The organism is Methylobacterium sp. GC_Met_2, assembly GCF_026540795.1.
GTDB lineage: Bacteria > Pseudomonadota > Alphaproteobacteria > Rhizobiales > Beijerinckiaceae > Methylobacterium.
In genome coordinates this window covers 1-23766 of record NZ_JALNUM010000078.1, presented here as the reverse complement: position 1 = coordinate 23766, position 23766 = coordinate 1, and the positions used below count along the sequence as shown (strand labels likewise).

General features: G+C 67.1%; 24 protein-coding genes. 17 read left to right on the top strand and 7 right to left on the bottom strand.

Annotated elements, in window-relative coordinates; translation table 11 throughout:
* Window positions 1–109: 109 nt before the first annotated feature.
* Window positions 110–2248 (top strand): malate synthase G, encoded by a 2139-nt coding sequence (locus tag OXS49_RS22620; protein ID WP_267426848.1) that lies wholly within the window; start codon window positions 110–112, stop codon window positions 2246–2248.
* Between the two features lie 201 nt (window positions 2249–2449).
* On the opposite strand, the gene flhB is transcribed toward OXS49_RS22620, so the two are convergent.
* The 6 genes from flhB to motA all read right to left on the bottom strand — a co-directional run bounded on the left by flhB (window position 2450) and on the right by motA (window position 7298).
* Window positions 2450–3514: a flagellar biosynthesis protein FlhB gene (gene flhB / locus OXS49_RS22615; protein WP_267426847.1), complete on the bottom strand. Its 1065-nt coding sequence runs from the start codon at window positions 3512–3514 to the stop codon at window positions 2450–2452.
* An 88-nt stretch (window positions 3515–3602) separates the two neighbouring features.
* Complete coding sequence (locus OXS49_RS22610; protein ID WP_267426846.1) at window positions 3603–4631, bottom strand: flagellar motor switch protein FliG; 1029 nt, start codon at window positions 4629–4631, stop codon at window positions 3603–3605.
* Window positions 4632–4645: 14 nt separating this feature from the next.
* The gene (gene fliN, locus OXS49_RS22605; protein ID WP_267426845.1) at window positions 4646–5032 is read right to left on the bottom strand and encodes a flagellar motor switch protein FliN; all 387 of its coding nucleotides are present in this window, start codon (window positions 5030–5032) and stop codon (window positions 4646–4648) included.
* Between the two features lie 61 nt (window positions 5033–5093).
* Window positions 5094–5492 carry a hypothetical protein gene (locus tag OXS49_RS22600; RefSeq protein ID WP_267426844.1) on the bottom strand — a complete coding sequence of 133 codons (399 nt, stop codon included), beginning with the start codon at window positions 5490–5492 and terminating at the stop codon, window positions 5094–5096.
* Complete coding sequence (locus OXS49_RS22595) at window positions 5476–6405, bottom strand: FliM/FliN family flagellar motor switch protein (protein WP_267426843.1); 930 nt, start codon at window positions 6403–6405, stop codon at window positions 5476–5478. Before OXS49_RS22595 ends, OXS49_RS22600 begins: the two co-directional genes overlap by 17 nt.
* A 2-nt stretch (window positions 6406–6407) precedes the next feature.
* Window positions 6408–7298 carry a flagellar motor stator protein MotA gene (gene motA, locus OXS49_RS22590; protein ID WP_267426842.1) on the bottom strand — a complete coding sequence of 297 codons (891 nt, stop codon included), beginning with the start codon at window positions 7296–7298 and terminating at the stop codon, window positions 6408–6410.
* Window positions 7299–7525: 227 nt separating this feature from the next.
* On the opposite strand from motA, the gene OXS49_RS22585 reads away from it, so the two are divergent.
* The 16 genes from OXS49_RS22585 to OXS49_RS22510 all read left to right on the top strand — a co-directional run bounded on the left by OXS49_RS22585 (window position 7526) and on the right by OXS49_RS22510 (window position 21521).
* Window positions 7526–8884: a DUF1217 domain-containing protein gene (locus OXS49_RS22585; RefSeq protein WP_267426840.1), complete on the top strand. Its 1359-nt coding sequence runs from the start codon at window positions 7526–7528 to the stop codon at window positions 8882–8884.
* Window position 8885: 1 nt separating this feature from the next.
* Complete coding sequence (gene flgF / locus OXS49_RS22580; RefSeq protein WP_267426838.1) at window positions 8886–9629, top strand: flagellar basal-body rod protein FlgF; 744 nt, start codon at window positions 8886–8888, stop codon at window positions 9627–9629.
* 37 nt (window positions 9630–9666) lie between these two features.
* Window positions 9667–10986, top strand: coding sequence for a flagellar protein export ATPase FliI (gene fliI / locus OXS49_RS22575; RefSeq protein WP_267426837.1), 1320 nt, complete (start codon window positions 9667–9669; stop codon window positions 10984–10986).
* 79 nt (window positions 10987–11065) lie between these two features.
* Window positions 11066–12283, top strand: coding sequence for a flagellar hook protein FlgE (locus tag OXS49_RS22570; RefSeq protein ID WP_267426836.1), 1218 nt, complete (start codon window positions 11066–11068; stop codon window positions 12281–12283).
* Window positions 12284–12307: 24 nt separating this feature from the next.
* Complete coding sequence (flgK, locus tag OXS49_RS22565) at window positions 12308–13762, top strand: flagellar hook-associated protein FlgK (RefSeq protein WP_267426835.1); 1455 nt, start codon at window positions 12308–12310, stop codon at window positions 13760–13762.
* A 4-nt stretch (window positions 13763–13766) separates the two neighbouring features.
* A complete protein-coding gene (locus OXS49_RS22560) occupies window positions 13767–14831 on the top strand; it encodes a flagellar hook-associated family protein (RefSeq protein WP_267426834.1) in 1065 nt (354 codons plus the stop codon).
* Window positions 14832–14867: 36 nt separating this feature from the next.
* The gene (flaF, locus tag OXS49_RS22555; protein ID WP_346016966.1) at window positions 14868–15269 is read left to right on the top strand and encodes a flagellar biosynthesis regulator FlaF; all 402 of its coding nucleotides are present in this window, start codon (window positions 14868–14870) and stop codon (window positions 15267–15269) included.
* Window positions 15266–15688: a flagellar biosynthesis repressor FlbT gene (flbT, locus tag OXS49_RS22550; protein ID WP_267426831.1), complete on the top strand. Its 423-nt coding sequence runs from the start codon at window positions 15266–15268 to the stop codon at window positions 15686–15688. Before flaF ends, flbT begins: the two co-directional genes overlap by 4 nt.
* A 101-nt stretch (window positions 15689–15789) precedes the next feature.
* Complete coding sequence (gene flgD, locus OXS49_RS22545; protein ID WP_267426830.1) at window positions 15790–16218, top strand: flagellar hook assembly protein FlgD; 429 nt, start codon at window positions 15790–15792, stop codon at window positions 16216–16218.
* A 14-nt stretch (window positions 16219–16232) separates the two neighbouring features.
* Window positions 16233–16499: a flagellar biosynthesis protein FliQ gene (fliQ, locus tag OXS49_RS22540; protein WP_267426828.1), complete on the top strand. Its 267-nt coding sequence runs from the start codon at window positions 16233–16235 to the stop codon at window positions 16497–16499.
* A gap of 204 nt (window positions 16500–16703) precedes the next feature.
* On the top strand, window positions 16704–18743 hold the full coding sequence (gene flhA / locus OXS49_RS22535) for a flagellar biosynthesis protein FlhA (RefSeq protein ID WP_267426856.1): 2040 nt from the start codon (window positions 16704–16706) through the stop codon (window positions 18741–18743).
* Between the two features lie 5 nt (window positions 18744–18748).
* Entirely contained in the window at window positions 18749–19495 is a 747-nt protein-coding gene (gene fliR, locus OXS49_RS22530) for a flagellar biosynthesis protein FliR (protein WP_267426827.1), read from the top strand.
* 12 nt (window positions 19496–19507) lie between these two features.
* Window positions 19508–20029, top strand: coding sequence for a hypothetical protein (locus OXS49_RS22525; protein WP_267426825.1), 522 nt, complete (start codon window positions 19508–19510; stop codon window positions 20027–20029).
* Window positions 20026–20499 carry a rod-binding protein gene (locus OXS49_RS22520; RefSeq protein ID WP_267426823.1) on the top strand — a complete coding sequence of 158 codons (474 nt, stop codon included), beginning with the start codon at window positions 20026–20028 and terminating at the stop codon, window positions 20497–20499. Before OXS49_RS22525 ends, OXS49_RS22520 begins: the two co-directional genes overlap by 4 nt.
* Before the next feature lie 230 nt (window positions 20500–20729).
* On the top strand, window positions 20730–21065 hold the full coding sequence (locus OXS49_RS22515) for a flagellar protein FlgN (protein WP_267426822.1): 336 nt from the start codon (window positions 20730–20732) through the stop codon (window positions 21063–21065).
* Window positions 21066–21071: 6 nt separating this feature from the next.
* On the top strand, window positions 21072–21521 hold the full coding sequence (locus OXS49_RS22510; protein ID WP_267426821.1) for a hypothetical protein: 450 nt from the start codon (window positions 21072–21074) through the stop codon (window positions 21519–21521).
* A 378-nt stretch (window positions 21522–21899) separates the two neighbouring features.
* Here the strand turns inward: OXS49_RS22510 and OXS49_RS22505 are convergent.
* The coding region (locus OXS49_RS22505) for a heparinase (protein ID WP_267426820.1) at window positions 21900–23766 on the bottom strand (1867 nt) is incomplete at its 5' end.

Here is a 23766-nt window from a genome sequence, read left to right as displayed (position 1 = left end):
TTTGGCCCGCCGTTCGAATTTTTCTGACGGCCGGCGCCCTTTGCTCGCGCCCCTTGCCTACGCCCCTTGCCTACGCCCCTTGCCCGCGCCCCTCGCCCAGGAGACAGCCATGTCGAATCTCGTCGTCGCCGAGGACCTCCGCGTCTTCCTGGCCGAGGAGGCGCTGCCCGGAACGGGGATCTCGGCCGAATCCTTCTGGTCGGGTTTCGCCGCGATCGTGCGGGATCTCGCGCCGCGCAACCGGGCGTTGCTCGACCGGCGCGACGGCCTTCAGGCCGACATCGATTCCTGGCACCGCGACCATCGCGGCCAACCGCACGATCCGGCCGCCTACGCGGCCTATCTGACCCGAATCGGCTACCTCCAGCCTGAGCCCGGGGCCGTCCGCGTGACCACCGAGAACGTGGACGCGGAGATCGCCGACATCGCCGGCCCGCAGCTCGTGGTGCCGATCTCGAACGCCCGCTACGCGCTCAACGCCGCCAACGCCCGCTGGGGCAGCCTCTACGACGCCCTCTACGGCACCGACGCGATTCCGCAGGACGGCGACCGCGCGCCCGGCAAAGGCTTCAACCCGGCCCGCGGCGCCGCCGTGGTCACCCGGACCAAGGCGTTCCTCGACGCGACAGCACCGCTCAGCGTCGGCTCCTGGGCGGATGCCGTGGGCTTTTCGGTGGCCGGCGGGCGCCTCGCGGTCGACCTCGGCGCGGGCCGCAGCGCCGGCTTGACCGGCACGGCCGCCTTCGCGGGCTTCACCGGGGATGCCGCGGCGCCGACCGCGCTGCTGCTGCGCCACAACGGCCTGCACGTCGAGATCGTCCTCGACCGGACGAGCCCGATCGGCCGCACCGACCCGGCCGGCATCGCCGATGTGGTGCTGGAATCCGCCCTCTCGACCATCATGGACATGGAGGATTCGGTCGCCGCCGTGGATTCGGCCGACAAGGTCGCGGTCTACCGGAGCTGGCTCGGCCTGATGCGCGGCGACCTCGTCGCCCACCTGTCCAAGGGCGGCCGCACCGTCGAGCGGCGGCTCGCGGAAGACCGTACCTACACGGCCCCCGATGGCGGCAGCCTGACCCTGCCGGGACGCGCGCTGATGCTGGTCCGGCATGTCGGCCACCACATGGTCACGGACGCCGTCACCCTCGACGGCGCCGAGATCCCGGAGACGATCCTCGACGCGGCGGTGACCGCGCTGATCGCCCGGCACGATCTCGACGGCCCCCGGCGCAACAGCCGGACCGGCTCGGCCTACATGGTCAAGCCGAAGCTGCACGGGCCGGAGGAGGTCGCCTTCGCGGTGGAGCTGTTCGGCCGGGTCGAGGCGCTGGTCGGGCTGGCGCCGCGGACCCTCAAGATCGGCGTGATGGACGAGGAGCGGCGCACGACGCTCAACCTCAAGGCGGCGATCGCGGCGGCCTCCGACCGGCTGTTCTTCATCAACACCGGCTTCCTCGACCGGACCGGGGACGAGATCCACACCGCGCTCGAGGCCGGCCCCGTGGTTCGCAAGGACGCCATGAAGGCCACCGCCTGGATCCAGGCCTACGAGGACGGCAATGTCGATGCCGGCCTCGCCTGCGGCCTGCCGGGCCACGCGCAGATCGGCAAGGGCATGTGGGCCGCCCCCGACCGGATGGCCGCGATGCTCGACGCCAAGGGCGCCCATCCCGAGGCCGGCGCCAACACCGCCTGGGTCCCGTCTCCCACCGCAGCGACGCTGCACGCGCTGCACTACCATCAGGTCGATGTCCGGGCCCGCCAGGCGGCGCTGTCCGGCCGGGCGCCCGCGACCCGGGATGCCATGCTGACCCTGCCGCTGGCCGAGGGTCCGTTCACGCCGGAGGCGGTGCGGGAGGAGCTCGACAACAACTGCCAGGGGATCCTGGGCTACGTGGTCCGCTGGATCGACCAGGGCGTCGGCTGCTCGAAGGTGCCCGACATCCACGAGGTCGGCCTGATGGAGGACCGCGCCACCCTGCGGATCTCCAGCCAGCACATCGCCAACTGGCTGCGCCACGGGATCGTCGATCGCGATCGGGTCGAGGAAGCGCTCCGGCGGATGGCCGGCGTGGTCGATCGCCAGAACGCGGGCGACCCGGCCTACCGGCCGATGGCGCCGGCCTTCGACGGGCCGGCCTTCCGGGCCGCGCAGGCCCTGATCTTCGAGGGCGCCAGCCAGCCGAACGGCTACACGGAGTTCGTGCTGCACCGGTTCCGGCGGGAGGCCAAGGCTGCAGCCTGATCCGGTTGAGCTCTGACCATCGAAGGTCACGGATTCAAAAGGTCCGTGATCTTTTGCGGGTGCAGGGCGGCGCCCTGCCGTCGGGCTTTGCCCGATTGTCGGGCTTTGCCCGATTGTCGGGCTTTGCCCGATTGTCGGGCTTTGCCCTGACGGCCCACCAGAGGGCTGAAGCCCTTTGGAATCCTCGACCAACGGCCACCTTCAGCGGCGCTTGCGCGTCATCACGTAGACGAGGAGATTCGCCACCGCGCGGTAGAATTCCGCCGGGATGGTCTGGTTGATCTCCACGTGGTCGTACATCGCGCGCGTCAGGGCCTTGTCGATCACCACCTCGATCCGGTTCTTCTCGGCGATCTCGCGAATGCGCAAGGCGATCAGGTCCGTGCCCTTGGCCAGCACCATCGGGGCGTCGTTCTCCTTCTGATCGTAGCGCAGCGCAATGGCATAATGCGTCGGGTTGGCCAGGATCATCGTGGCGCGGGGCACCGCGGCCATCATCTGCCGGCGCAGACGGTCCTTCGCCAGAGAGCGCATCTTCGCCTTGACCAGCGGATCGCCCTCCGTCTGCTTGAATTCGTCCTTGAGCTCCTGCTTCGACATCCGCAGGTCGCGCTGCCATCGCACCCGGGTCCAGACCAGGTCGCCCGCCACCAGGGCGATCGTGGCCACGCTCACCGCCGAGACGAGGCGGACCGACAGGGACAACAGGAATTCGGGCAGCCCGATCGGATCCATAAACATGACATTCACGATCTCGTGCCGGTCGGCGCTCAACACCATGAACGACATGCTGCCGATCGCCAGAAACTTGAAGAGACTTTTTACGAACTCGATCACGCCCTGGATGCTGCACATCCGCCCCCAGCCGCTGACGGGCGAGATGCGGGACCATTTCGGCTGGATGCGATCGAGCACGATCTGAGGCACGTTCTGGAAGACCGAGGCCGCGATCCCGGCGACGAGCAGCATCACCAGGATCGGTACCAGGAAACGCCCCATCTCGATCGACAGGGCGGTGACGAGGTGCATGGCGTCCGAGCTGGTTTCCACCCGGAAGTTGTTCGGTTGCTCGAAGAGCAGGGCCAGCCGGCGCATGAGCGGGGCGGTCTGGTCCCGGGCCACGAACACCAGGAAGAGCAGCAGCCCCAGGATCGAGACGAAGATCGGCGCCTCCCTGGAGAACGGAATGTTCCCCTGCGCGATCGCGTCGCTGATCTTCTTGTCGCTCGCAGCCTCGGTCTTGCTCTCCTTGTCGTCGTCGGCCATCGCGGCAGCTCAATCTCGGGTGCTTACCCCGGAGGGCGCGGCCGGTTCGTCGGGGGAGGGATGGGCGGAGGGGCGAGCGCGTACGGACCTAGCGGATGTAGGTGTCTTCCGAATCGGACGCGTTGAGCTCGATCTCGCCGCGGGACGCCATCTCCAGGGCTTGATCGGTGATCGAGCGCCGGGCCTCGAGCACGTCGCGCTGGGAGGCGGGTTCGCCACCATCCAGTTCGTGCTCGACGAGGCGCCGGGCGCGGGCGGTCAAACCACTGAGCACCACGCTGCGCAATTGCGGTGGCGTGCCCTTGAGCGCGAGAATGACCTTCTCGTGCGGGATTTGATCGAACAGGGCCGTGCGCGCCCGCGGCGTCATGTTGATGATGTCGTCGAAGGTGAACAGCAGGCTCTTGAGGATCTCGGCGGATTTCGGCCGCGACTGCGAGAGGTTGTCGAGGACCTCCTCCATGCTCTGGCGCTCCATCTTGTTGATGATGTCCGCCATCCGCGAATGGGTATCCGCCGCGGCGTTGCGCGCCAGATTGATCATGAACTCCTCGTGGATCGTCTGCTCGATCATCTTCATGGTCGCGTCGACGATCGGCTTGAACGTCAGCATCCGCCGCATGACGCCGTTGCGCAGAGGGGCCGAAAGCTGGGCCATCACCTTGGCGGCGCAGGCCGGCTTGACCTTCGACAGAACCAGCGCAATCGTCTGCGGGTGCTCCTTCATGAGGTAAGAGGCGAGGGCCGCCTCCGACCCGTTCGAGATCCGGTCCCAGATCGTGCGCTCGCCCGCCCCGAGCACATCGGTCATGAGCTCGGCGATCTGCTCCGGCGGCAGAACCCCCTCCAGGAGCTTCTCCATCTCCCGCGCCGTCCCGATCAGGTTGGCACCGTCGGCGAAGAGGAGGGCGACCTGCTCGATCAGCAGTTCGAGTTGATCCCGCGGCACCGGCCCGAGCTGCGCCACGGCGCGCGTGATCTGCTTCAACTCTGCCGAGTCGAAATACTTGACCAGCCGACTGGAGGTGGCCTTGTTCATCGAGATGAGGACGGCGGCGACCTCTTCGGACGGCGTCAGGACCCTGACGCCCGGCTTGGACACGGGACCTGCGGCCATGGCAATGGATCCTGTCAGCCGTTGGCTTCGGCCGGGGCGGACCCGACGATTTCGGTGAGGGACACGCCGAAGCGCGAATTGTCGTCCTCGACCACGACGACCTCGCCCCGGGCGATGACGCGCCCGTTCACCACGACGTCGACAGGCTCGCCGACCCGGTGATCGAGGGGGACGATCGCACCGCGCCCCAGCTTCATCAGGTTGGCGACCGGCATCGTCGCCGAGCCGAGGACCACCTGCATCAGGACCGGGATCCGCAGGATCGAATCGAGGTTGCGGCCGCCGCCGAGGCGCTCGCCCTGCGCCTGCTGCTCGGCGGCATGGGCCTCGATCTTCGCGAACAGACCCTCGCTGCGGCCGGTTCCCGAATCGACATCCGGCTGGTCTGGGGGCGGTGACATCGAGCACTCCTTGAGATGGGGGCAGCCGCGCGGGCAAGGGGAGGGCGCCGGGGCGCCAACCTCAGGCGCCGGTCAGGCCGGTTCCGGTGAGGCCAGTGCCGGCAAAGCCGGTTCCGGCAAGGCCGGTGCCGGCAAGGCCGGTGCCGATCGCCGGCTCCTGGTCCGCCGCGGCGGATTGCGCCGCGTTCGTCAGCCTGAGCCGCTCGGCCTTGAGTTCGTCGAGGGCCGCCTTCGCGGATTCGATCTCGCGGCTCAGGTCTTCCAGCACCATTCGGCCGTCCTGCGCGAAGGATTGGACGGCGTTGCTGGCGCCGACCAGGGCGGTGGCGCTCCAATCGACCATGTCGCGATACTGCGCATGGTACCGGTCCAGGCGCTTCAGCCGCATGTACATCGGTACGAGGCAGGCGGTCGTCGCGACCAGCGCCGCGAAGAGCAGGGCCTCAGCGGGCGAGAACATCGTCGATAAACTCCTGGTCCTGATCGATGAAGCGGTCCACGCGCAGGACGATGCCGCCATCCGCCTGCCCGACGTCGCACCAGAACAGATCGCGGTTGTTGCCGACGAGCTTGGCGCGGCTGCGTGGCGTGGCCCGAAGCTCCAGCACTTGGCCGACCTTCAGGTCGGCGATCTCGCCCAGGGTCAGGGGCCGCTCTTCCAGGATCGCCTTCAGCGTCACCGGGGTCTTCTGCACCTCGCCGGCGATCTGCTTGGTCCACTTGGAATCCCGGGCCGAGGTCTCACCGACCAGGATCCGCGCCAGGCTCTGGCGCAACGGGTTGAGGACGGATTGCGGGATGATGATGAACATCTCGCCGCCGCGGTTGAGCGCCTGCAGCAGGAAGCTCGCCACCACCGCCTGGTTGTTCCGGCGGCCGATGACCGCAAAATCCATCCGCAGCTCCGTCCGCTCCAGCCTGAACGGCGTATCGGCCACCAGCGAGAAAGCGGTCTGCATCGCCTTGCCGATCTGATCGAACAGACGCTGGGCGATCCGCATCTCGATGCTCGAGAAGGACCGCTCCTCGTCCAGCGGCGGCTCGGAGCCATCGGAGCCGAGCATGACCTCCACCATGGTGAAGATGAAGTCCCGGTCGAAGCCGACCAGCACGTGGCTGTCCCATTCGGCCGCGTGGAAGATGCCGGCGATCGCGTTCGACTCGTAGGGTTCGAGGATGTCGCCGAAGCGCTGGCTGTCGACGTTGCTCAGCGAGAAATAGACCGGGGACGCGGCGAAATGCCGGAGCTGGTCCGCGCAGGCGGTCGCGACCCTGTCCAGGATCACGTGCAGCATCGGCAGGCGGTCGAGGGAGAGGCCGGCCGCGTCCAGCAGCCGGTCGCGGATGTCGGCGGCGGCCTGTTGCTTGTCCATGGTCAAGCCGCCTCGCGCGCGACATCACCGCCGCCGCGCGACCCGCCCGTGATCGTCGCCTGCTCGACCTCGTCGATCGTCGGCCGGTAGCCGGCCGTGATCGCCTTGCGGCCGTGCTCGACGGCGATCTGCGGCAGGGCGCCGTTCATGTAAGCCAACAGAGTCTGCTTCACGATGATGTAGACTCGCGCCTGCGACTCTCGGACAACTTTGATCTTGGTGGCGACCGGCCCGATCAGTCCGTAGGACACGAAGATGCCGGTGAAGGTGCCCACCAGGGCCGAGCCGATCAGGCCGCCCAGCAGGGCCGGGGACTGGTCGAGCGCGCCCATCGCCTTCACGATGCCGAGGATCGCCGCGACGATGCCCAGCGCCGGCAATCCGTCGGCCATGCCGGTCATCGCGTTGTAGACCTTCAGCTTGTCGCCGCGGTGGGTGGCGATCTCCTCCTCCATCAGCGCCTCGATCTCGTAGGAGCGCGCGTTGCCGATGAGGATGAGGCGCACGTAGTCGCAGATGAACAGCTGCAACTCCGGATCGCGCGTCACCTTCGGATACGCCTTGAAGATCTCGGAATTCGCCGGATCCTCCAGGTGCGCCTCTACCTCGTTGCGGGGCTTGGAGCGCAACTCCCGGGTCAGGGCGAACATGAGGCCGAGCAGCTGGAGGTAATCCTCCTTCTTGGGGATCCGGTTGAGCGCCGCATCCATGATCGCGTTGCCCGTGCCCAGGACCACCTTGGTCGAATTGGCGACGACATAGGCCCCGATGGATGCCCCCCCGAGGATGATGAACTCGAAGGGCTGCCAGATCACCGTGAGGTGGCCGCCCATGGCCGCGAAGCCGCCGCCCACGCAGACGACCGCGATCAGCAAGCCGATGATGATACTCACACGTGGTGTCCTCAAACCCGGGCCGTCAGAAATCGGCTCGTAGTGCGCCATGCTTGCGCAAGGCTGGAGCAGCATCTCCAGCACGACGCACATTCCGTCTTTCGATCCAGGTCAGTTTCTGTCAAGATGACCCTAGATGTATTCGCCATACCGCTAGATGAAGGGTCCGCGACATGTTTTCGACCTTCACGAGTTACAAAATTTTAACTGCTGACTACTCATCGTCAGTGACTAGAAAAGCGTCTGAGCCGACGACCAAGAAAGACATTCAGTATTTTCAGGACAACATCGGCAAGGTCAGGACGATCGACGACTTCCTCGGCAATCAGCGTCTCTACACCTTCGCCATGAAGGCCTACGGGCTGGAAGACGCGATTCCCAACAAGGGCTTCATGCGGAAGGTCCTGCTGGGCGAGGCCGACGCCAACGGGCGCGTCCTGGTCAACCAGCTGCAGGATGCCCGTTACCAGGATTTCGCCGCGGCGTTCAATTTCAGGGCGTATGGCGATGACCCGGCCCAGCCGATGAAGCTGGACGACGAGACACGAGCCCTGCTCGACCAGTTCGGCGGGATCAAGACCGTGCGGCAGAAACGCAATGAATACGACGTCGAGACTGAAAATACAGTCGAATATGCCTACAAGATGGCACAGTACATCGAAACACCAGAGGATATTGCTGCCGATTCCAAGCTGTCAGCCTTCGTCCGGACGGCCGTCGGCCTGCCACCGGCCTCGGACGACGACGACGCCTACACGCAGGCCCGGCAGATCGAGGGTAAGTTCGACGCGATGAAGTTCCAGGATCCCGGAGCGATGGTCGACGTGATCGATCACTACCGGGCGGCCCGCCTGGATGGCCGCAAGGCCATCATCGACCCCTATTACCGGCCGGCCGGCACCTACGCGGCGTCGGACGCGGAAATCGGGAAGCTGACGGATTATGCCCGGGTCAAGCTCAAGGCGGCGCATTCCGCGGCGGACATCGTCAAGGACCCGATCCTGACTAATGTCGTCGCGAACGTGCTGGGCCTTCCCGCCGACCTGACATCGCGCAAGTCCGAGGATCAGGCCAAGCTGATCAGCCAGAAGCTCGACGTCGCAAGCCTTCAGGATCCCAAGAAGCTCAACGGCCTCCTCGACAAGTTCACGGCCCTGCGTGACGACGCACGCACCGCGACGGTCAATTCCTATCTCCAGCAGTCGATGGAGAACGATGCCGGCGCCGAGAACGAGGGCACGCGGCTCGCCCTGTATTTCCGGCGCAAGGTCGGCAGCGTCAAATCCGCCTACGGCCTGCTGGCCGATCCGGCCCTGGCCGAAGTCGTGCGGACGGCGATCGGCCTGGCCCCGGAAGCCGCCAAGAGCAGCATCGACACGCAGGCCCGACTGGTCGAGCGCAAGGTCGACCTGAGCAGCCTCCGGGATCCGGCCAAGCTCGATCAGTTCATCAAGCGCTTCACCCTGTTGTGGGATTCCAAGAACAACGCGTCCCCCGAGCCGGCGTTCGCATTGCTGACCAACTCCGTTTCCGCGCTCGATTCGGACGTGCTGCTCAGCCTGCAGAACATCCGCGGAGGCTTCTGACATGCAATCGTCGCTCTACGTCTCGCTATCGGCCCAGCTGGCGCTCGAGCAGCGCCTGAACACGGTGGCGACCAACGTCGCCAATCTGGGGACAGCGGGCTACCGCGCCGAGGAGGTGAAGTTCGGGACGGTCCTGTCGCAGGCGGGCAAGCGCGAGGTCGCCTTCGCGACGCCGGGGGACACCTTCCTGTCGCGCCGGGGCGGCCCCCTGACCAAGACCGATTCGCCCCTCGATGTCGGACTCAACGGCGACGGCTGGCTGGCGGTCCGGGGGGCTCAGGGCACGGTCTATACCCGGGACGGCCGCATGCAGATCTCGCCGGCGGGGGATCTGCAGGATCTCAGCGGGCGGCCGATCCTGGATCCGGGCGGGTCGCCGCTTACGGTGGATCCGGAGGGGCCGCCGATCACGATCGGCCTGGACGGGATCGTCACCCAGGGGGTCAACCAGATCGGCGCGCTCGGCGTGTTCCGCCTCGACCCGGCCGCGACGCTGACCCGCGTCGCCGGCGGCGCGGTGGCGTCGGACCGGCCGGGGGTGCCGATCCTCGACTTCAACCAGCGCGGCGAGACCACGGTCCGGGTGCAGCAGGGCTTCCAGGAGGGCGCGAACGTCAATCCGGTGATGGAGATGGCGCGGATGATCGAACTCACCCGCACCTTCCAGAGCGCGGCCGCGGCGGTGTCGGAGTCGGAAGCCTCGCTGCAGGACGCGATCCGCGGGATCGTCGGGTCGGGCTCGTAGCCGGCCGGACCGGCGTCGAGGGTTTGCGGGGATCGCCATGAACGCGCTGGATCGCCTCGCCGAGGGCCTGGAGGACCGGGACGAGCATCCCCTCGTCCGGGTCGGCGGCGCCGTGCGGGAGATCGGGTTCGGCCATTGCCGGATCCGCATCGCCACGCCGCTGCTGCGGCTCGGCGACCGGATGCGGATCGAGGCGGCGGGGCGACCGCTGGACGGGGAGGTGGTGCGGATCGACGAGGACGGCGTGATCCTCAAGCCGTTCGAGGGCCGGATCGAGGCGGGCCTTGGCGCGCCAGCCTACCGGATGGCGACCGCGGCGCCCCGGCCCTGCGAGGGCTGGAAGGACCGGGTCATCAACGCGCTGGGGCAGCCGATCGACGGGAAGGGCCCGCTGCCCCGGGGCGAGCGCGCCATGCCGCTCGATGCCGACCCGCCGCCGGCCATGCGCCGGGGCCGGGTGGACCAGCCGCTGCGGACCGGAGTTCGGGCCATCGACCTGTTCACGCCCCTCTGCGCGGCCCAGCGCATCGGCATCTTCGCCGGATCGGGCGTCGGCAAGTCGACGCTGCTGTCGATGCTGGCCCGCTGCGCCGGCTTCGATGCCGTCGTGGTCGCCCTGGTGGGCGAGCGCGGGCGCGAGGTGCGGGAATTCCTGGAGGGTCCGATCCTGGAGAGCCGGCCGCGCGCGGTGGTGGTGGTGGCGACCGGCGACGAGAGCCCGATGATGCGGCGGCAGGCCCCGAAGCTCGCAGTCGCGGTTGCGGAGTATTTTCGGGATCAGGGCCAGTCGGTGCTGCTCGTGGTCGATTCGGTGACCCGATTCGCCCACGCGGCCCGGGAGGTCGCGCTGGCGGCGGGCGAGCCGCCGGTGGCGCGGGGCTACCCGCCGAGCGTGTTCGGTGATCTGCCGCGCCTGCTGGAGCGGGCGGGGCCGGGCCTGGAGGGCGGGGGCGCGATCACCGGCATCTTTTCGGTGCTGATCGACGGCGACGACCACAACGATCCCGTGGCCGACAGCATCCGCGGGACACTGGACGGGCACATCGTCCTCGACCGGGCGATCGCCGACCAGGGCCGCTACCCGGCGATCAACCTGCTCGGCTCGATCTCGCGCCTCGCCGATCTGGTCTGGACGCCGCAGCAACGGGAATTGGTGCGCACGCTCAAGGGCATGATCGCCCGCTTCGAGGATTCCCGGGATCTACGCCTGATGGGCGGCTACACCGCGGGAACCGACCCCGAGCTCGACCAGGCGGTGGCGCTGATACCAAAGATCTACGCCGCGCTGCGGCAGGATCCAAGCGAGCCGGAGAGCTACGACGCCTTCCTGGATCTGGCCAACGCCCTGCGGGGCTGAGGCGCATGGCGGGGAAAGCCTCGCGCAAGCGAGTCCTGATCTGAGTTTAAACAAGGTCTTTTGACGAGGAGTTCTGACCATGGGTCTGTATGGTGTGCTGAACGCCGGCGTGTCCGGAATGAACGCGCAGACGAACCGGCTGGGCGTTGTGGCAGACAACATCCAGAATCAGAACACGGTCGGCTACAAGCGGGGGAACACGCAATTCACCTCCATGCTGACCGATTCGAACGCGGGCTCGTACAATGCCGGCTCGGTCAGCACCACCGTGCGGTACGGGATCGGCGGCCTCAACAATCAAGGTACGACGCAGCAGACGACCTCCAGCACCGATCTGGCGATCCAGGGGGAGGGATTCTTCATCGTCAATGATCGGGGCGGCACCCCGCATCTCACCCGGGCGGGCAATTACGTCGTCGATGGACCGACGGGCAACATGGTGAACGCCGCCGGCATGACGCTGCAGGGCTACAGCCTCGCCAACGGCGATCCGAAGGTGTCGCTGAACAGTTTCGACGGGCTCGTGCCGGTCAACATCTCGAACCTGGCGGGCAAGACGACGCCTTCGACGGCCGGAACGCTGGCAGGTAATCTCAACATCGGCGCCCCGATCGGTGGGTCGGTCAGTAATAGGAATTACGCGAAGACCTATTCGCTGACGACGTACGACAATGCTGGTCGCTCATCCATGGTCGATCTCTACTACCAGAAGAGCGCAGACGGTGAGTGGCAGGCCGCGGCTTACGATCGAACGACGGGTCAACAGCTCGGCAACACAGTAACGATGACATTCGACAGCTTTGGCAAGCCGACTGGGACCCCACCGAAACTGACCTGGACCGTTCCAAACGGCCAGCCCTTTACCCTCGACCTGTCTTCGATCACCCAAAACGCCGGCAAGTACAGCATGGAGACGACCGCCATCGACGGCAACGCGCCGAGCGCTGTGAAGAGCGTGGATGTGGCCACGGATGGAACGATCTACGCGATCTTCGAGGACGGCTCTCGCTACGCGGCTTACAAGATTCCCCTGGCGACGGTTGCGAGCCCGGACAACCTCACCCCGCGCGCGGGAAACATCTACGATATCAGCAGCACGTCCGGACTAGCGCGCACAGGCTTCGCCAACATCGGCGGCCGCGGTTCGATCCTCGGCAGCAGGCTGGAGCAGTCCACGGTCGACCTGGGCGACGAACTGGCAACCATGATCGCCTCGCAGACCAGCTACGGCGCCAACTCGAAAGTGTTTCAAACTGGCACCGAGATGCTTGAAACCCTGGTCAACCTGAAGCGCTGATCCGATATCTAGAGGATACGCGCAATGAGTCTTTCCGTTGCCTTGAATACCGCGCGCGGCGCCCTGTCGGCGAACGGGTTGCAGACCGACACCGTGTCCCGCAACGTCGCGGGAGTCGGCGACGCGGCCTATTCGCGCAAGGTTGCATCGCTGGTTACGACGGACGGGCCCGTCCGGGTCGTCGTCAACCGGGTCAGCAACACGGCCCTGTTCGACAAGATGATCAACAGCACATCGGATCTGGCTGGGCGCAAGGCGATCCTCGACGCCTTGAAGCACCTGGAGCAGACGGTTGGCGACACGGAGGCGGACAGTTCCGTGGCTGCCAAGACCAGCACCCTGAACCAGGCGCTGAGCAACGCCGCGAACCAGCCCAACGACCAGAACCTCGCCAAGGCCGCCGTTGCAGCCGCGAAGGATCTGGCCCGGACGCTGAACGTAGCGAGCGCCACGGTCCAGTCCGTGCGTAAGGACGCGGACGACGAGATCAACAATTCCGTCCAGACGATCAACGACCTGCTGACACAGTTCGACAAGGCCAACCGGGCCGTGATGAGCGGGACGGTCACCGGGGCCGATATCAGCGATGCGCTGGACAACCGCGACAAGGTCCTCGCGCAGTTATCGGAGGAACTCGGCATCACCACGGTGGTCCGGGCCAACAACGACATGGCGATCTACGCCGACAACGGCTCGCCGCTGTTCGACAAGACCGCCCGGTCGGTGACGTTCCAGCCGACCTCGGCCTTCGCGCCGGGGACGACGGGCAACGCGGTGTTCATCGACGGCGTGCAGGTCACCGGCAACAAGTCGCTGATGCCGCTCCAGGCCGGGCGCATCGTCGGGCAGATGACGGTGCGCGACGAAGTCACCGTCACCTATCAGAAGCAGCTCGACGCGCTCGCTAGTGGGTTGATCAGCGTCTTCGCCGAGACCAACAAGACCGATACGGCCAAGCCAGCCCTGGCGGGTCTTCTGACCTATACCGGCGGGCCGACCCTGCCGGCGGCGGGCACAGTCGGTCTTTCAGCCAGCATCCGGGTAAATGCGGCGGCCGATCCGGAACAGGGCGGCGACCCGTTCACCGTGCGCGACGGCGGTATGAACGGGACGGATTACCAGTACAATACGTCGGCCGACGCCGCCTTCTCGGATCATCTGCGCGCGCTCCAGGCGTCGTTCCGGGCGGATCAGTCGTTTCCACCCGATTCGGAGTTGCCGAAGCCGGCGTCGGTGATGACGGCCGCCCAGGCGTCGGCGAGTTGGCTGGAGGCCGCCCGCAAGGCCGCCTCGGCGCAGGTCGACACCGAATCGGCCATCCTGAGCCGCACCTCCACGGCCCTCTCGAACGCCACCGGCGTGAACCGGGACGACGAGGTCGCCACGATGCTGCAGCTCGAAAAATCCTACGCGGCCTCTGCCAAGCTCATCGCGACGGTCAACGCGATGCTCCAATCCCTCCTCGATGCGGTGAGGTAGCGCCATGCAGACGACCTTCATTTCAACGGTCAACTTCCTGAACACGCCGCGCTCGACCATGAACCGTCTCCAGACGGATCTGGACAAGGCCAATGCCGAGAGCACGAACAACGGCCGCTTCGCCGATGTCGGCCTCGAACTCGGCTACCGGACCGGGCTCACCCTCGACCTCCGCCAGGGTCTCGACGAGATCGACGCACAACTGACGCGCAACGGGCTGACCACCACCCGGGTCAACAGCGGCTACCAAGCCCTCGACCGAGCCCGATCGGACGGGGAAGCCTTCATGGCGACCCTGACGCCCGGCAAGCTGAACGACACCAGCGCAACCACGATCGCGCAGGCCGGATCCTCCAAGCTCACGTCCTTGATCGGCGAACTGAACACGCAAACCGGCGGCCAGTACCTGTTCGGTGGGATCAATACCGCCCAGGTGCCGATCAAGGATTACGAGACGAGTTCGGGAACGTCGTTGGCCAAGCAGGCCTTCCTGGACGCGTTCCAAGCCAAGTTCAGCTGTGCGCCCGGCTCGCAGGCAGCGAGCACGATCACCCCGGCGAAGATGCAGGAGTTCCTCGCGGATACCGGTGAGTTCGCGACGCTCTTCTCCGACGCGAACTGGAAGACCAACTGGTCCAGCGCGTCCGACACGCCGGTCCGCAGCGAGATCGCCCGCAACGAAACGGTGAACAGCTCCGTCAGCGCCAACGTCCAGCCCCTGCGGCAGCTGGCGATGCTGTACTCGCTGGCCTCCTCGGTCGGCCTGTCCAGCCTGTCCGCTACCACGCAGATGGTCGTCTACGAAAAGTTGCGCAGCCTCGCCGGAAGCGCAACCTGGGGCGTCACGGGGATCCAGGCCGATGTCGGCGCCGTCCAGGCTCGCATCACCACCGTCGAAACGCAGATGGGTATTCAGAAGAATATCCTGCAGGGCGGCGTCAAGAACTTGGAGTATGGCGATCCCGTCGAGGCTGCAGCACGTGTCAAGAATCTGACCGCACAGCTGGAGATCTCTTACTCGCTGACCAATCAGGTCAATCGACTGAGCCTGATGGATTACGTCCGGTAATCGAGAGGCACCCTGAACCGGCATGGCGCAGGCAGGATGCTGCCCGCGCCGAAACGGCACACCGAATACGACACAAGAGGCATTCCTGCGATGTACGGCGCGTCTTACGCGGAGATCATGGACGAATCGCCCGCGCTCGCGCGGGAACGGGAACGGGAGGCCTTCGACCGGGCCATCGACCTGATGAAGCAGGCCGAGGCCGCCGATGCGCCGCTGGAGGTCCGCCAGGAGGCAACGAGCTTCCTGCAGCGCCTCTGGAGCATGCTGATCGACGATCTGGCCAATCCTGACAATGCCCTGCCGACGGAGCTGCGGGCGGACCTGATCTCCATCGGCCTGTGGAACATGAGCCGGGCCGATCAGATCCTGCGCGGGGATGCGGATGGGTTCGAGGCCCTGATTTACGTCAACACGCTCGTCCGGGACGGTCTGCAATGAGCCGCTCGATCAATCTGAGTCTGCGCGGCAACGAGCGGATCTTCATCAACGGCGCCGTCCTGCGGGTCGACCGGAAGGTCACGATCGAACTGCTCAACGACGCCACGTTCCTCATCGAGGCGCACGTGCTGCAGGCGGAACAGGCGACCACGCCGATCCGCCAGCTCTACTTCATCGCGCAGGCCATGCTGATCGATCCCAGCAACGCGGATCGGGTTCGCGACGCCTACGCCGAGGTCGATCGCGCAATCGTCGCGCGCGACCCCGAGCCGCAGGTCTTGACCGCTCTGGCGGCGGCCCGGAACTTCCTTGCGGCCGGCCGGCCCTTCGAGGTCCTGCGGATTCTACGGGGCCTTTTCGAATCGGAGCGTTTGCAGCTCTCCGAGAGCGCCGGTGCGATCACCCATCGGGTCGCCTGAGCGCGCGAAGCCCTGTTCTGACGAGCTCTCGCCGGGCCGGCGTCCATCGCGTCGGGGCGCTACCGGCGGCCCGAACAATCACATCGGAGGGAGACCGAGTTATGTCCTCAACACCAGCCATCACCACCGGGTCTTCCGACGCGGCCGCCGACGCAGCCAAGGCCGCAGCCGCCAAGAAAGCCGCCGCGGCCAAGCAGACGACGCTCAACTACGACAACTTCCTCAAACTCCTTCTGGCTCAGATGAAGAACCAGAATCCGACCGACCCGATGAAGTCGACGGAATACATGAGCCAGCTGGCGACGTTCTCGCAGGTCGAGCAGAGCGTCAACATGAACAGCAAGCTCGACGCCCTGCTCGCATCCTCGGCCATGTCCCAGGCGGGGAACCTCGTCGGCCGCACCGTCACCTCGGCGGACCAGAAATCGACCGGAACGGTCACCGCGGTGCAGATGACCAAGGACGGGCTGGTGGCGCATCTCGATACCGGCGACGACGTGCCCTACGCGCCCGGCATGATCGTGTCGTAGCGCTCTTCGATGCCATGAACGAGCTCGATGCCCTGGAACTGGTCCGCACCGCCATCTGGACGATCATCATCGCGTCCGGTCCGGCGGTCGGGGCCGCCATGCTGGTGGGAATCCTGATCGCCCTGTTCCAGGCGCTGACCCAGATCCAGGAGGTGACCCTCACCTTCGTACCGAAGATCGTGGTCGTCCTGATCGTCATGGTCCTCACCGGATCCTTCGTCGGGGGCCAGATCTACGCCTTCACCGAGTTGGTCTACGGCCGGATCGTCTCGGGCTTCTGAGGAGCCCGCGAACCGGCCGGAGCGCTCTGCGCCGCAGTCGAATCCGGTTCGGCATGAGCGCGCGCCACAACGATGCCTTCGGGCGGGGCCGGCGCAACCCAGGCGCAAGCTTGCTGATCCAGAAGCGGCGTTCACACGGAGAGGGTTGAGAGCGTGGCAGCGGCCGTCGAAACGCTCGCGCCGGAGGGCAAGGTCCGGCGGGATATCTGGTTCGCGATCGCGATCATCGCGATCCTCGCGGTCCTGTTCCTGCCGGTCCCGGCGATGTTGATCGATATCGGGCTGGCGCTCTCCATCGCCTTCTCGGTCCTGATCCTGATGGTGGCGCTCTGGATCCGGAAGCCGCTCGAATTCTCGTCCTTCCCGACGATTCTCCTGATCGCGACCCTCCTGCGCCTCGCGCTCGGGATCGCGACCACGCGCCTGATTCTGGCCAACGGGGATGCGGGCATCGACGCAGCCGGCCACGTGATCCAGGGCTTCTCGCAGTTCGTCATGGGCGGCGACTTCGTGATCGGTCTGGTGGTGTTCGCCATCCTGATCACGGTGAACTTCCTGGTGATCACCAAGGGTGCCACCCGCATCGCCGAGGTCGGGGCCCGCTTCACCCTCGACGCGATCCCCGGCAAGCAGATGGCGATCGACGCCGATCTCTCGGCGGGCCTGATCGACGAGAAGGAGGCGCAGCAGCGTCGGCGGGAACTGGAGGAGGAGAGCGCCTTCTTCGGTTCCATGGACGGCGCCTCGAAATTCGTGCGCGGCGAGGCGGTCGCGAGCCTGATCGTCATCGCGGTCAACATCTTCGGCGGGATCATCATCGGCGTCACCCGCCATGGCTTGCCGCTGGCGAAGGCAGCCGACGTCTTCACCAAACTCTCCGTGGGGGACGGCCTCGTCGCGCAGATCCCGGCCTTGATCGTCTCGCTGGCCGCGGGCCTGCTGGTCTCGAAGGGCGGGACGCGGGGCACGGCCGAGCAGGCGATCGTGGGTCAGCTCGGCGCCTATCCGCGGGCGCTGTTCGTCTCCGCCGGCATGATGGGCCTCTTCGCGATCATGCCCGGGATGCCGTTCGTGCCCTTCGCGCTCCTGGGCGGCCTGATGGCCACCACCGCCTACCTGATCCCGCGCCGCATCGCCGACGCGCAATCGAAGGTCGACGCCCAGGCGCAGGCCCAAGAGGAGCAGCGTCTCCTGGAGAACCGCGAGAGCGAGGCCGTCAAGGACTCGCTCAAGACCGCCGAGATCGAGCTCCGGCTCGGCAAGCACCTCGCCGTGCAGATCCAGGGCGCCCGGCAGGATCTGGCCCACCGGGTCGGCCGGATGCGCCGGAAATTCGCGCAGCAATACGGTTTCGTGGTGCCGGACATCAAGCTGATCGAGGCGAACACCGTCCCGAGCAAGAGCTACGAAATCGCGATCCACGGGACCGTCGTCGCCGCACAGCAGGTACGCCCCGGGGAGGTTCTGATCGTCGTGGGCGACGGGCCGCTGCCCACGATCGCCGGCGAGGAGGTGCGCGAACCGGCCTTCGGCATGCGGGCCGTCTGGGTGCCCGACGCCTACGCCGCGGAGGCGCGGCGCGAGGGATTCAGCCCGATCGACTGCAACTCGGTCATGCTGACCCATGTCAGCGAGGTCATCCGCAACAACCTGCCGCAGCTCCTGTCCTACAAGGACATGCGAATGCTCGTCGACCGGCTTGATTCGGAGTACAAGCGCCTGGTCGACGACATCTGCCCGTCGCAGATCTCGTATTCGGGCCTGCAGGCGGTGCTCAAGCTGCTGCTCGCCGAGCGGGTCTCGATCCGCAACCTGCACCTGATCATCGAGGCCATCGCCGAGATCGTCCCCCATGCCCGCCGCGCCGAGCAGATCGCCGAGCACGTCCGGCTGCGCGTCGCGCAGCAGATCTGCGGCGACATCGCCGAGAACGGGGTGCTCAACGTCCTGCGCCTCGGGAGCCGCTGGGACCTCAGCTTCCACCAGGCCCTGAAGCGTGACGCCAAGGGCGACGTGGCGGAGATCGACATGGATCCGCGGCTGATCGAGCAGTTCGGCGTGGAGGCCTCGGAGGCGATCCGCGCCCACATGAAGACGTCCCACAAGTTCGCCCTGGTCACCGCGCCGGAGGTGCGCGGCTACGTGCGGATGATCATCGAGCGCCTGTTCCCGACGATCCCCGTGCTGTCGCATGTCGAGATCGCCCGGGGCATCGAGATCAAGTCCCTCGGCACGATCTCCTGATCCGGATGATCCCCGAGACGCTGCTCGGCGTGTTCATGATCTTCTGCCGGGTCGGCGGCTGCCTGATGGTCTCCCCGGGCCTGTCGAGCACCCACGTGGCACAGCGCGTCCGCCTGTTCATTGCGCTGACGGTGACTCTGGCAGTGTCGCCGCTGCTCCTCCCGAAATTCACCGTGCCATTGCGTGACTCTGTGCCGGCCGACACCCTGTGGTGGATCGGCTGCGAGACGCTCACCGGGCTCACCATCGGATTCTTTGGCCGGGCCTTCTACTTCGCGCTGGAGACCCTGGCGAACGCCTTGGCGACGATGATCGGTCTCGGGGGCATCCCGGGCAACCCGGTGGCCGAGACCGAGGGCGCTTCGCTGGCGGGCTCGCTGATCATGATGGGGGCGACGATCCTGATCTTCGCCATGGATCTGCACTGGGAACTGATCCGCGGCCTGGTCGCCTCCTACGACCGCATCCCGCCCGGGACCCCGTTCGGGGCGGGACCGATGCTGGCGGGCTTCGCCGACCGGATCTCCGAGGCGTTCGTCATGGCCATGCGGATCACGAGCCCGTTCGTCATCTACTCCGTGATGGTGAACCTCGCCCTGGGCCTCGCCAACAAGCTGACGCCGCAGATCCCGGTCTTCTTCATCGCGACGCCGTTCATTCTGTTCGGCGGCATGATGCTGCTGATGTTCCTCTGGAACGACATGCTCGCGCAGTTCATCCTCGCCTACGAGCACTGGCTGAGGCGAGGCTGAAGGAGGGCCGACATGCCATCGCGACTCAGCCGGGCGACGCGGCTCCTGCGCGTGCAGGACCGGATGCGCCAGCTCGCCGAGCGCGAGCTCGCCGTCGTGGAACGCCAGGTTCAGGCGGCCGATACCGCCCAGGCGGACCTGATTCGCGTGCTCAACGAGGCCTCGGCGTTTCACGAACCGCTGCGCGCGACGGCGATCCACCGCCTGAAGAGCCTCGCGGTCACCGCACAGGAAGCGCGCGCCGAGCGCGAGATCCGGGCGCGGCAGCTTCTCGACCGGGCCACGCAGCACAAGCGGACCGAGCAGTGGGTCGGGCGCCTCGAAGCCGAGCACCGGCGGGACCGGGAGAAGCGGGACTGGGCCGAGCGGCTCGACCTCCTCTCCTCAACCGCCCCCGAGGCAAGCCTCCCGCCAGCCAAGCCCGATACAAAGGCGGTTGAACCCGATGTCTCCGCGGTCGCGACGCGCCCAGCCGGTCCCGAGGACCGGACGAGCCGCGGCGGCCCCACCCATCCGGATACGAACACGCCGTGAGCGTCCAACCGCCCTCCGACATCGTCCTCGACGTGGCGCGCGCCGCCGATCCGACGCGCTATCAGGCCGCCGCGACCAAGCTGACACAGGGCTCGCCCGCGACCTTCACGGACGCACTCGGCGAGGCTGCGGCCGCGCGGGCCGGCATCCCCGCCATCGCGCAGCCGAGCGCCGACACCGTGATGACGCGGTTCCGGACCGCCGCGACGCTGGCGGCCCCCGGCCCCAAAGGGTCCCCGGCCCAGCAATTCGAGGCCTTCTTCCTCCAGAGCTTCGTCGAATCGATGCTGCCCCAGGGGGCCTCGGCGGTGTTCGGCAAGGGCAATGCCGGATCGATCTGGCGGTCGATGCTGGCCGAGCAGCTCGGCGCCCAACTGGCCAAGTCGGGCGGAGTCGGCATCGCCCGGATGATCGACGCCGCGCATCCCGGTCCCGCAGCGCCCGCAGCCGCCAGGGCGGTGAAGGCGTAAGCAGGTTTCGCAAAAGGGGCCACCGGTTTTGCGACAAAAACCTGTGACATAACAAAGAGCTAAGCAGCTGAAGCGTTGGCTTGCCAACGCAAATCTGCTTAGAGCCCCGCCCGACGCCATTATTGCGAACGCGAACGGCTCTTCGCTCCTGATGTGAGGCGCGGCCCTCGCGCCGAACCGGTATCCACACCCGCGAGCGCGCCCCAAGCCCCCATCAACGGACACGGATCATGCTGCTGTCTTCCCTGAGCCGCCTCGAAGCGATCATCGATGCGGAGACCGCCGCGCTCACGGCGCACGACCTGCAGGATCAGGATGAATTCAACCGCCGCAAGAGCCAAAGCCTGGTGGAACTCGCCCGGCTCGGCCGGGCCGTCGATCCGACGCAGCTCAATCCCGATGAGATTGACTGCCTGGAACGGGTCCGCGCCAAACTCAGGCGCAACCACGAACTCCTCGGCATCCACCTGCGCGCCATGCAGGAGGTCTCGGATATCGTCTCCACCATGATCCAGAGCGCGGAATCCGACGGCACCTACTCCGCCGCCCTGCGCTACCAGGAGTGATCGCCCATGGCCCGGATCGTCATCACCGGCCTGTGGATCTGCGCGATCACCGTCCTGTCCAGCTTCGCGGTGATCACGTGGATGCCGGCCCTGCCCAAGCCGAAGGCGGAGGAATACCTCGAGGGTCTGACCTACCAGAAGCTGAAACCCCTCAACATCCCGATCATCGCGGAAGGCAGCGTCCAGGGCTACGTCATGGCCACGATGGTCTTCACGGCCGATTCGCATCTGATCAAGGGCATGAGCGTCACGCCGGCGCCGTTCGTGGCGGACGAGTCGTTCCGGCAGATCTACGGCGACGGCGAGCTGGATTTCCGCAATCTCAAGAAATACGACATCAACAAACGCCTGGAAGCGATCAAGCAGCGGGTGAACGAGCGGCTGGGTTCCGACGTCGTCAAGGACGTGATGATCGAGAACTTCAACTTCGTCACTAAGAAAGACATCCGAAGCTAGAGCGCGTTATTGAGTGCTGTCAGCTCACAGCGCGTCGCGACCCGTCGTTTGCGCTTCGATCCGGGGTTTCCGAAGGGCTAAAGCCCTCTGGTGGGTCGCCAGGGCGAAGCCCTGACGCGGGCGAAGCCCGACAGCAGGGCTCTGCCCTGCACCCGCAAAAAGTCGAAGACCTTTTGAAACCATGATGTTCAAACATTTCCAAAAAGATCCAGCCAGAGCAGTCAATAACACGCTCTAGAGCGTGCTCCGACGGTGAACCGGTTCCACGCCGGGCGCTCAGCCGAACATCCTGGAACGGCCAGAGCCCGCTCTCCCGAAGCGGTTGGCGGGCCCAGCGAAACCCTTGCGCAACGCGGCGCGAGACGGCGCGCCTGACGGTCAGTCCGCCAAGGCGTGCCGGACCGCCTCCGCCTCGACCGCGCCCGCCAGCCGGGCCAAGCCCTCCGCCGATACGGCGATCAGCAGGCCGCCGGCCACGCTCCGCACGCTCGAAAGACCGTACCGCAGCACGGCTCCGCCCTGGGCATAGCTCACCGCGCATTCGGCGAATCGGCCGGTGACCGCATGCGGCACGATGTGCAGGCGCCGCTCCTCGTGCAGGGCGAAGATACGCCGGGACGCGTCGAGGGCGACCGCCACGGCAACGTCGAAATGCAGAAATCCCTCAACCGAGACGGGATGGTCCCCGGCCGCGAACCGGTCGAGCACGGCGAGGCCGGCGAAATCCTCCAGCAGCACGAAGGCGCGGACGTGTCGGTAGTCGGATCCGTGAACGGTGGTCTCGATGCGGTGCAGGACGCCGTCGCCCAGCCGGATCGGCGCCTCGGCGAAGCCCACGCCGGCGCCGGGCTCGCGGCCGTCCGGAACCACGACGTTGTGCGCCCACGCCGCCGGTAGATGGCGCCCGTCCCCTTCCGTGATCCAGCGGAAGCCCCCCGCCGCGAAGGTGAAGCCGGTGCAGTCCCGGTGGTCCTGCGGATGGACCTGCTCGGAGAAATCCGCCGTGAAGGCCCCCCATCCCGTTCCGTCATCCGGCCGGCGCACGCTGATGACACGCGGCCGCCCGGACCTGACGGGGACGGCCGCGGCACCGAAAGACGGTCGCGCGGACGTGGCCGGCGCTCCGATCGCGGGTCGCGCCCGCGACGCCGCCAGCCGCCGCAGCCAGCCGACGCGGTCGGGATGGTCCGGCGCATCGCCGAACGGGGGCAGGGCGCCGTCCGGCTCGAACAGGGCGGCGAGGCCGGCCCAGGCCCTCGGCACCCGCTCGTCCAGGAGGCCGGCCAGGGCGGACAGATCCGGCCGGGCGCTCAGGATCGGCATGAGGACGAGGGCGAGGGTGAGGATCTCGAGGCGACGGTGATACGAGGGCTCCGCGATGCCCCCGTCGGGATCGATCAGCGTCTCGAAGCCGCGCCGCAGGGCGATCGTCGCGAGGCCGATCCAGTGCCGGGCCATCGGAAAGGTCGGGAGCGCGAGGCCCGCCGCCAGGAGGGCGGCGGCGACCTGGATCTCCAGCGGCGAGCCCGCGAGGGTGTGCTGGGCGAGGATCTCCGCCAGCGCCAAGGCATGCCGGACGACCTCGCCACCCAGGACCTCGACGGCTGAGCCATCCTCCGCATCCTGCGCGGCGGCGGCGAGCAGCCCGAGCAGCGCTTCCAGGCGCAGCGCCATGCAGGCGGGATGCAGGCTGAGGCCATCCGCGGGCCGGCCCCAGGGATTCGCCCGCGACCACGAGAGCGCCGCCGCCAACGCCCGGGCGCGGATCGCCCGGTCCGGGCTCCCGGCGCCGGCGCAGGCCCAGGCCAGGGACTGGAAGGCCAAGCGCCAAGCCCGCGAGCCGAACGGATCGGCTGCCCAATCCGGGGCGTCCGGCAGCGCCCAGGCCGGATGGGACACGATCCGGACTTCGCCGTCGGCGAGGACGCAGGCCTCGGGCCCGTCGCGCAGGCGCGCGAAGCCGCGCAGCGGGGAGGGCCGCTTCGCCAGGACAGTGGCGTCGAGGTAGGGCCGGATCGACGCCGCGCCGGACTGGCTTCCCCCGATGCGCCCGAGCAGCCGGGTCAGGAAGGCTGCGGCCCCCGGATCCGCGTTGTCGGCCAAGTCCGCCAGCCGCAGATCGTCGTCGAGCAGGACGTCCGGCACGCCGGCCAGGGCGAGGTCCGCGCCTTCGTCCCAGGCGGCGAACCCGATCGCCAGCGTCGCGGCGCCGGGCGGCGGCGTCACCGGCAGGGTGAAGCGGTAG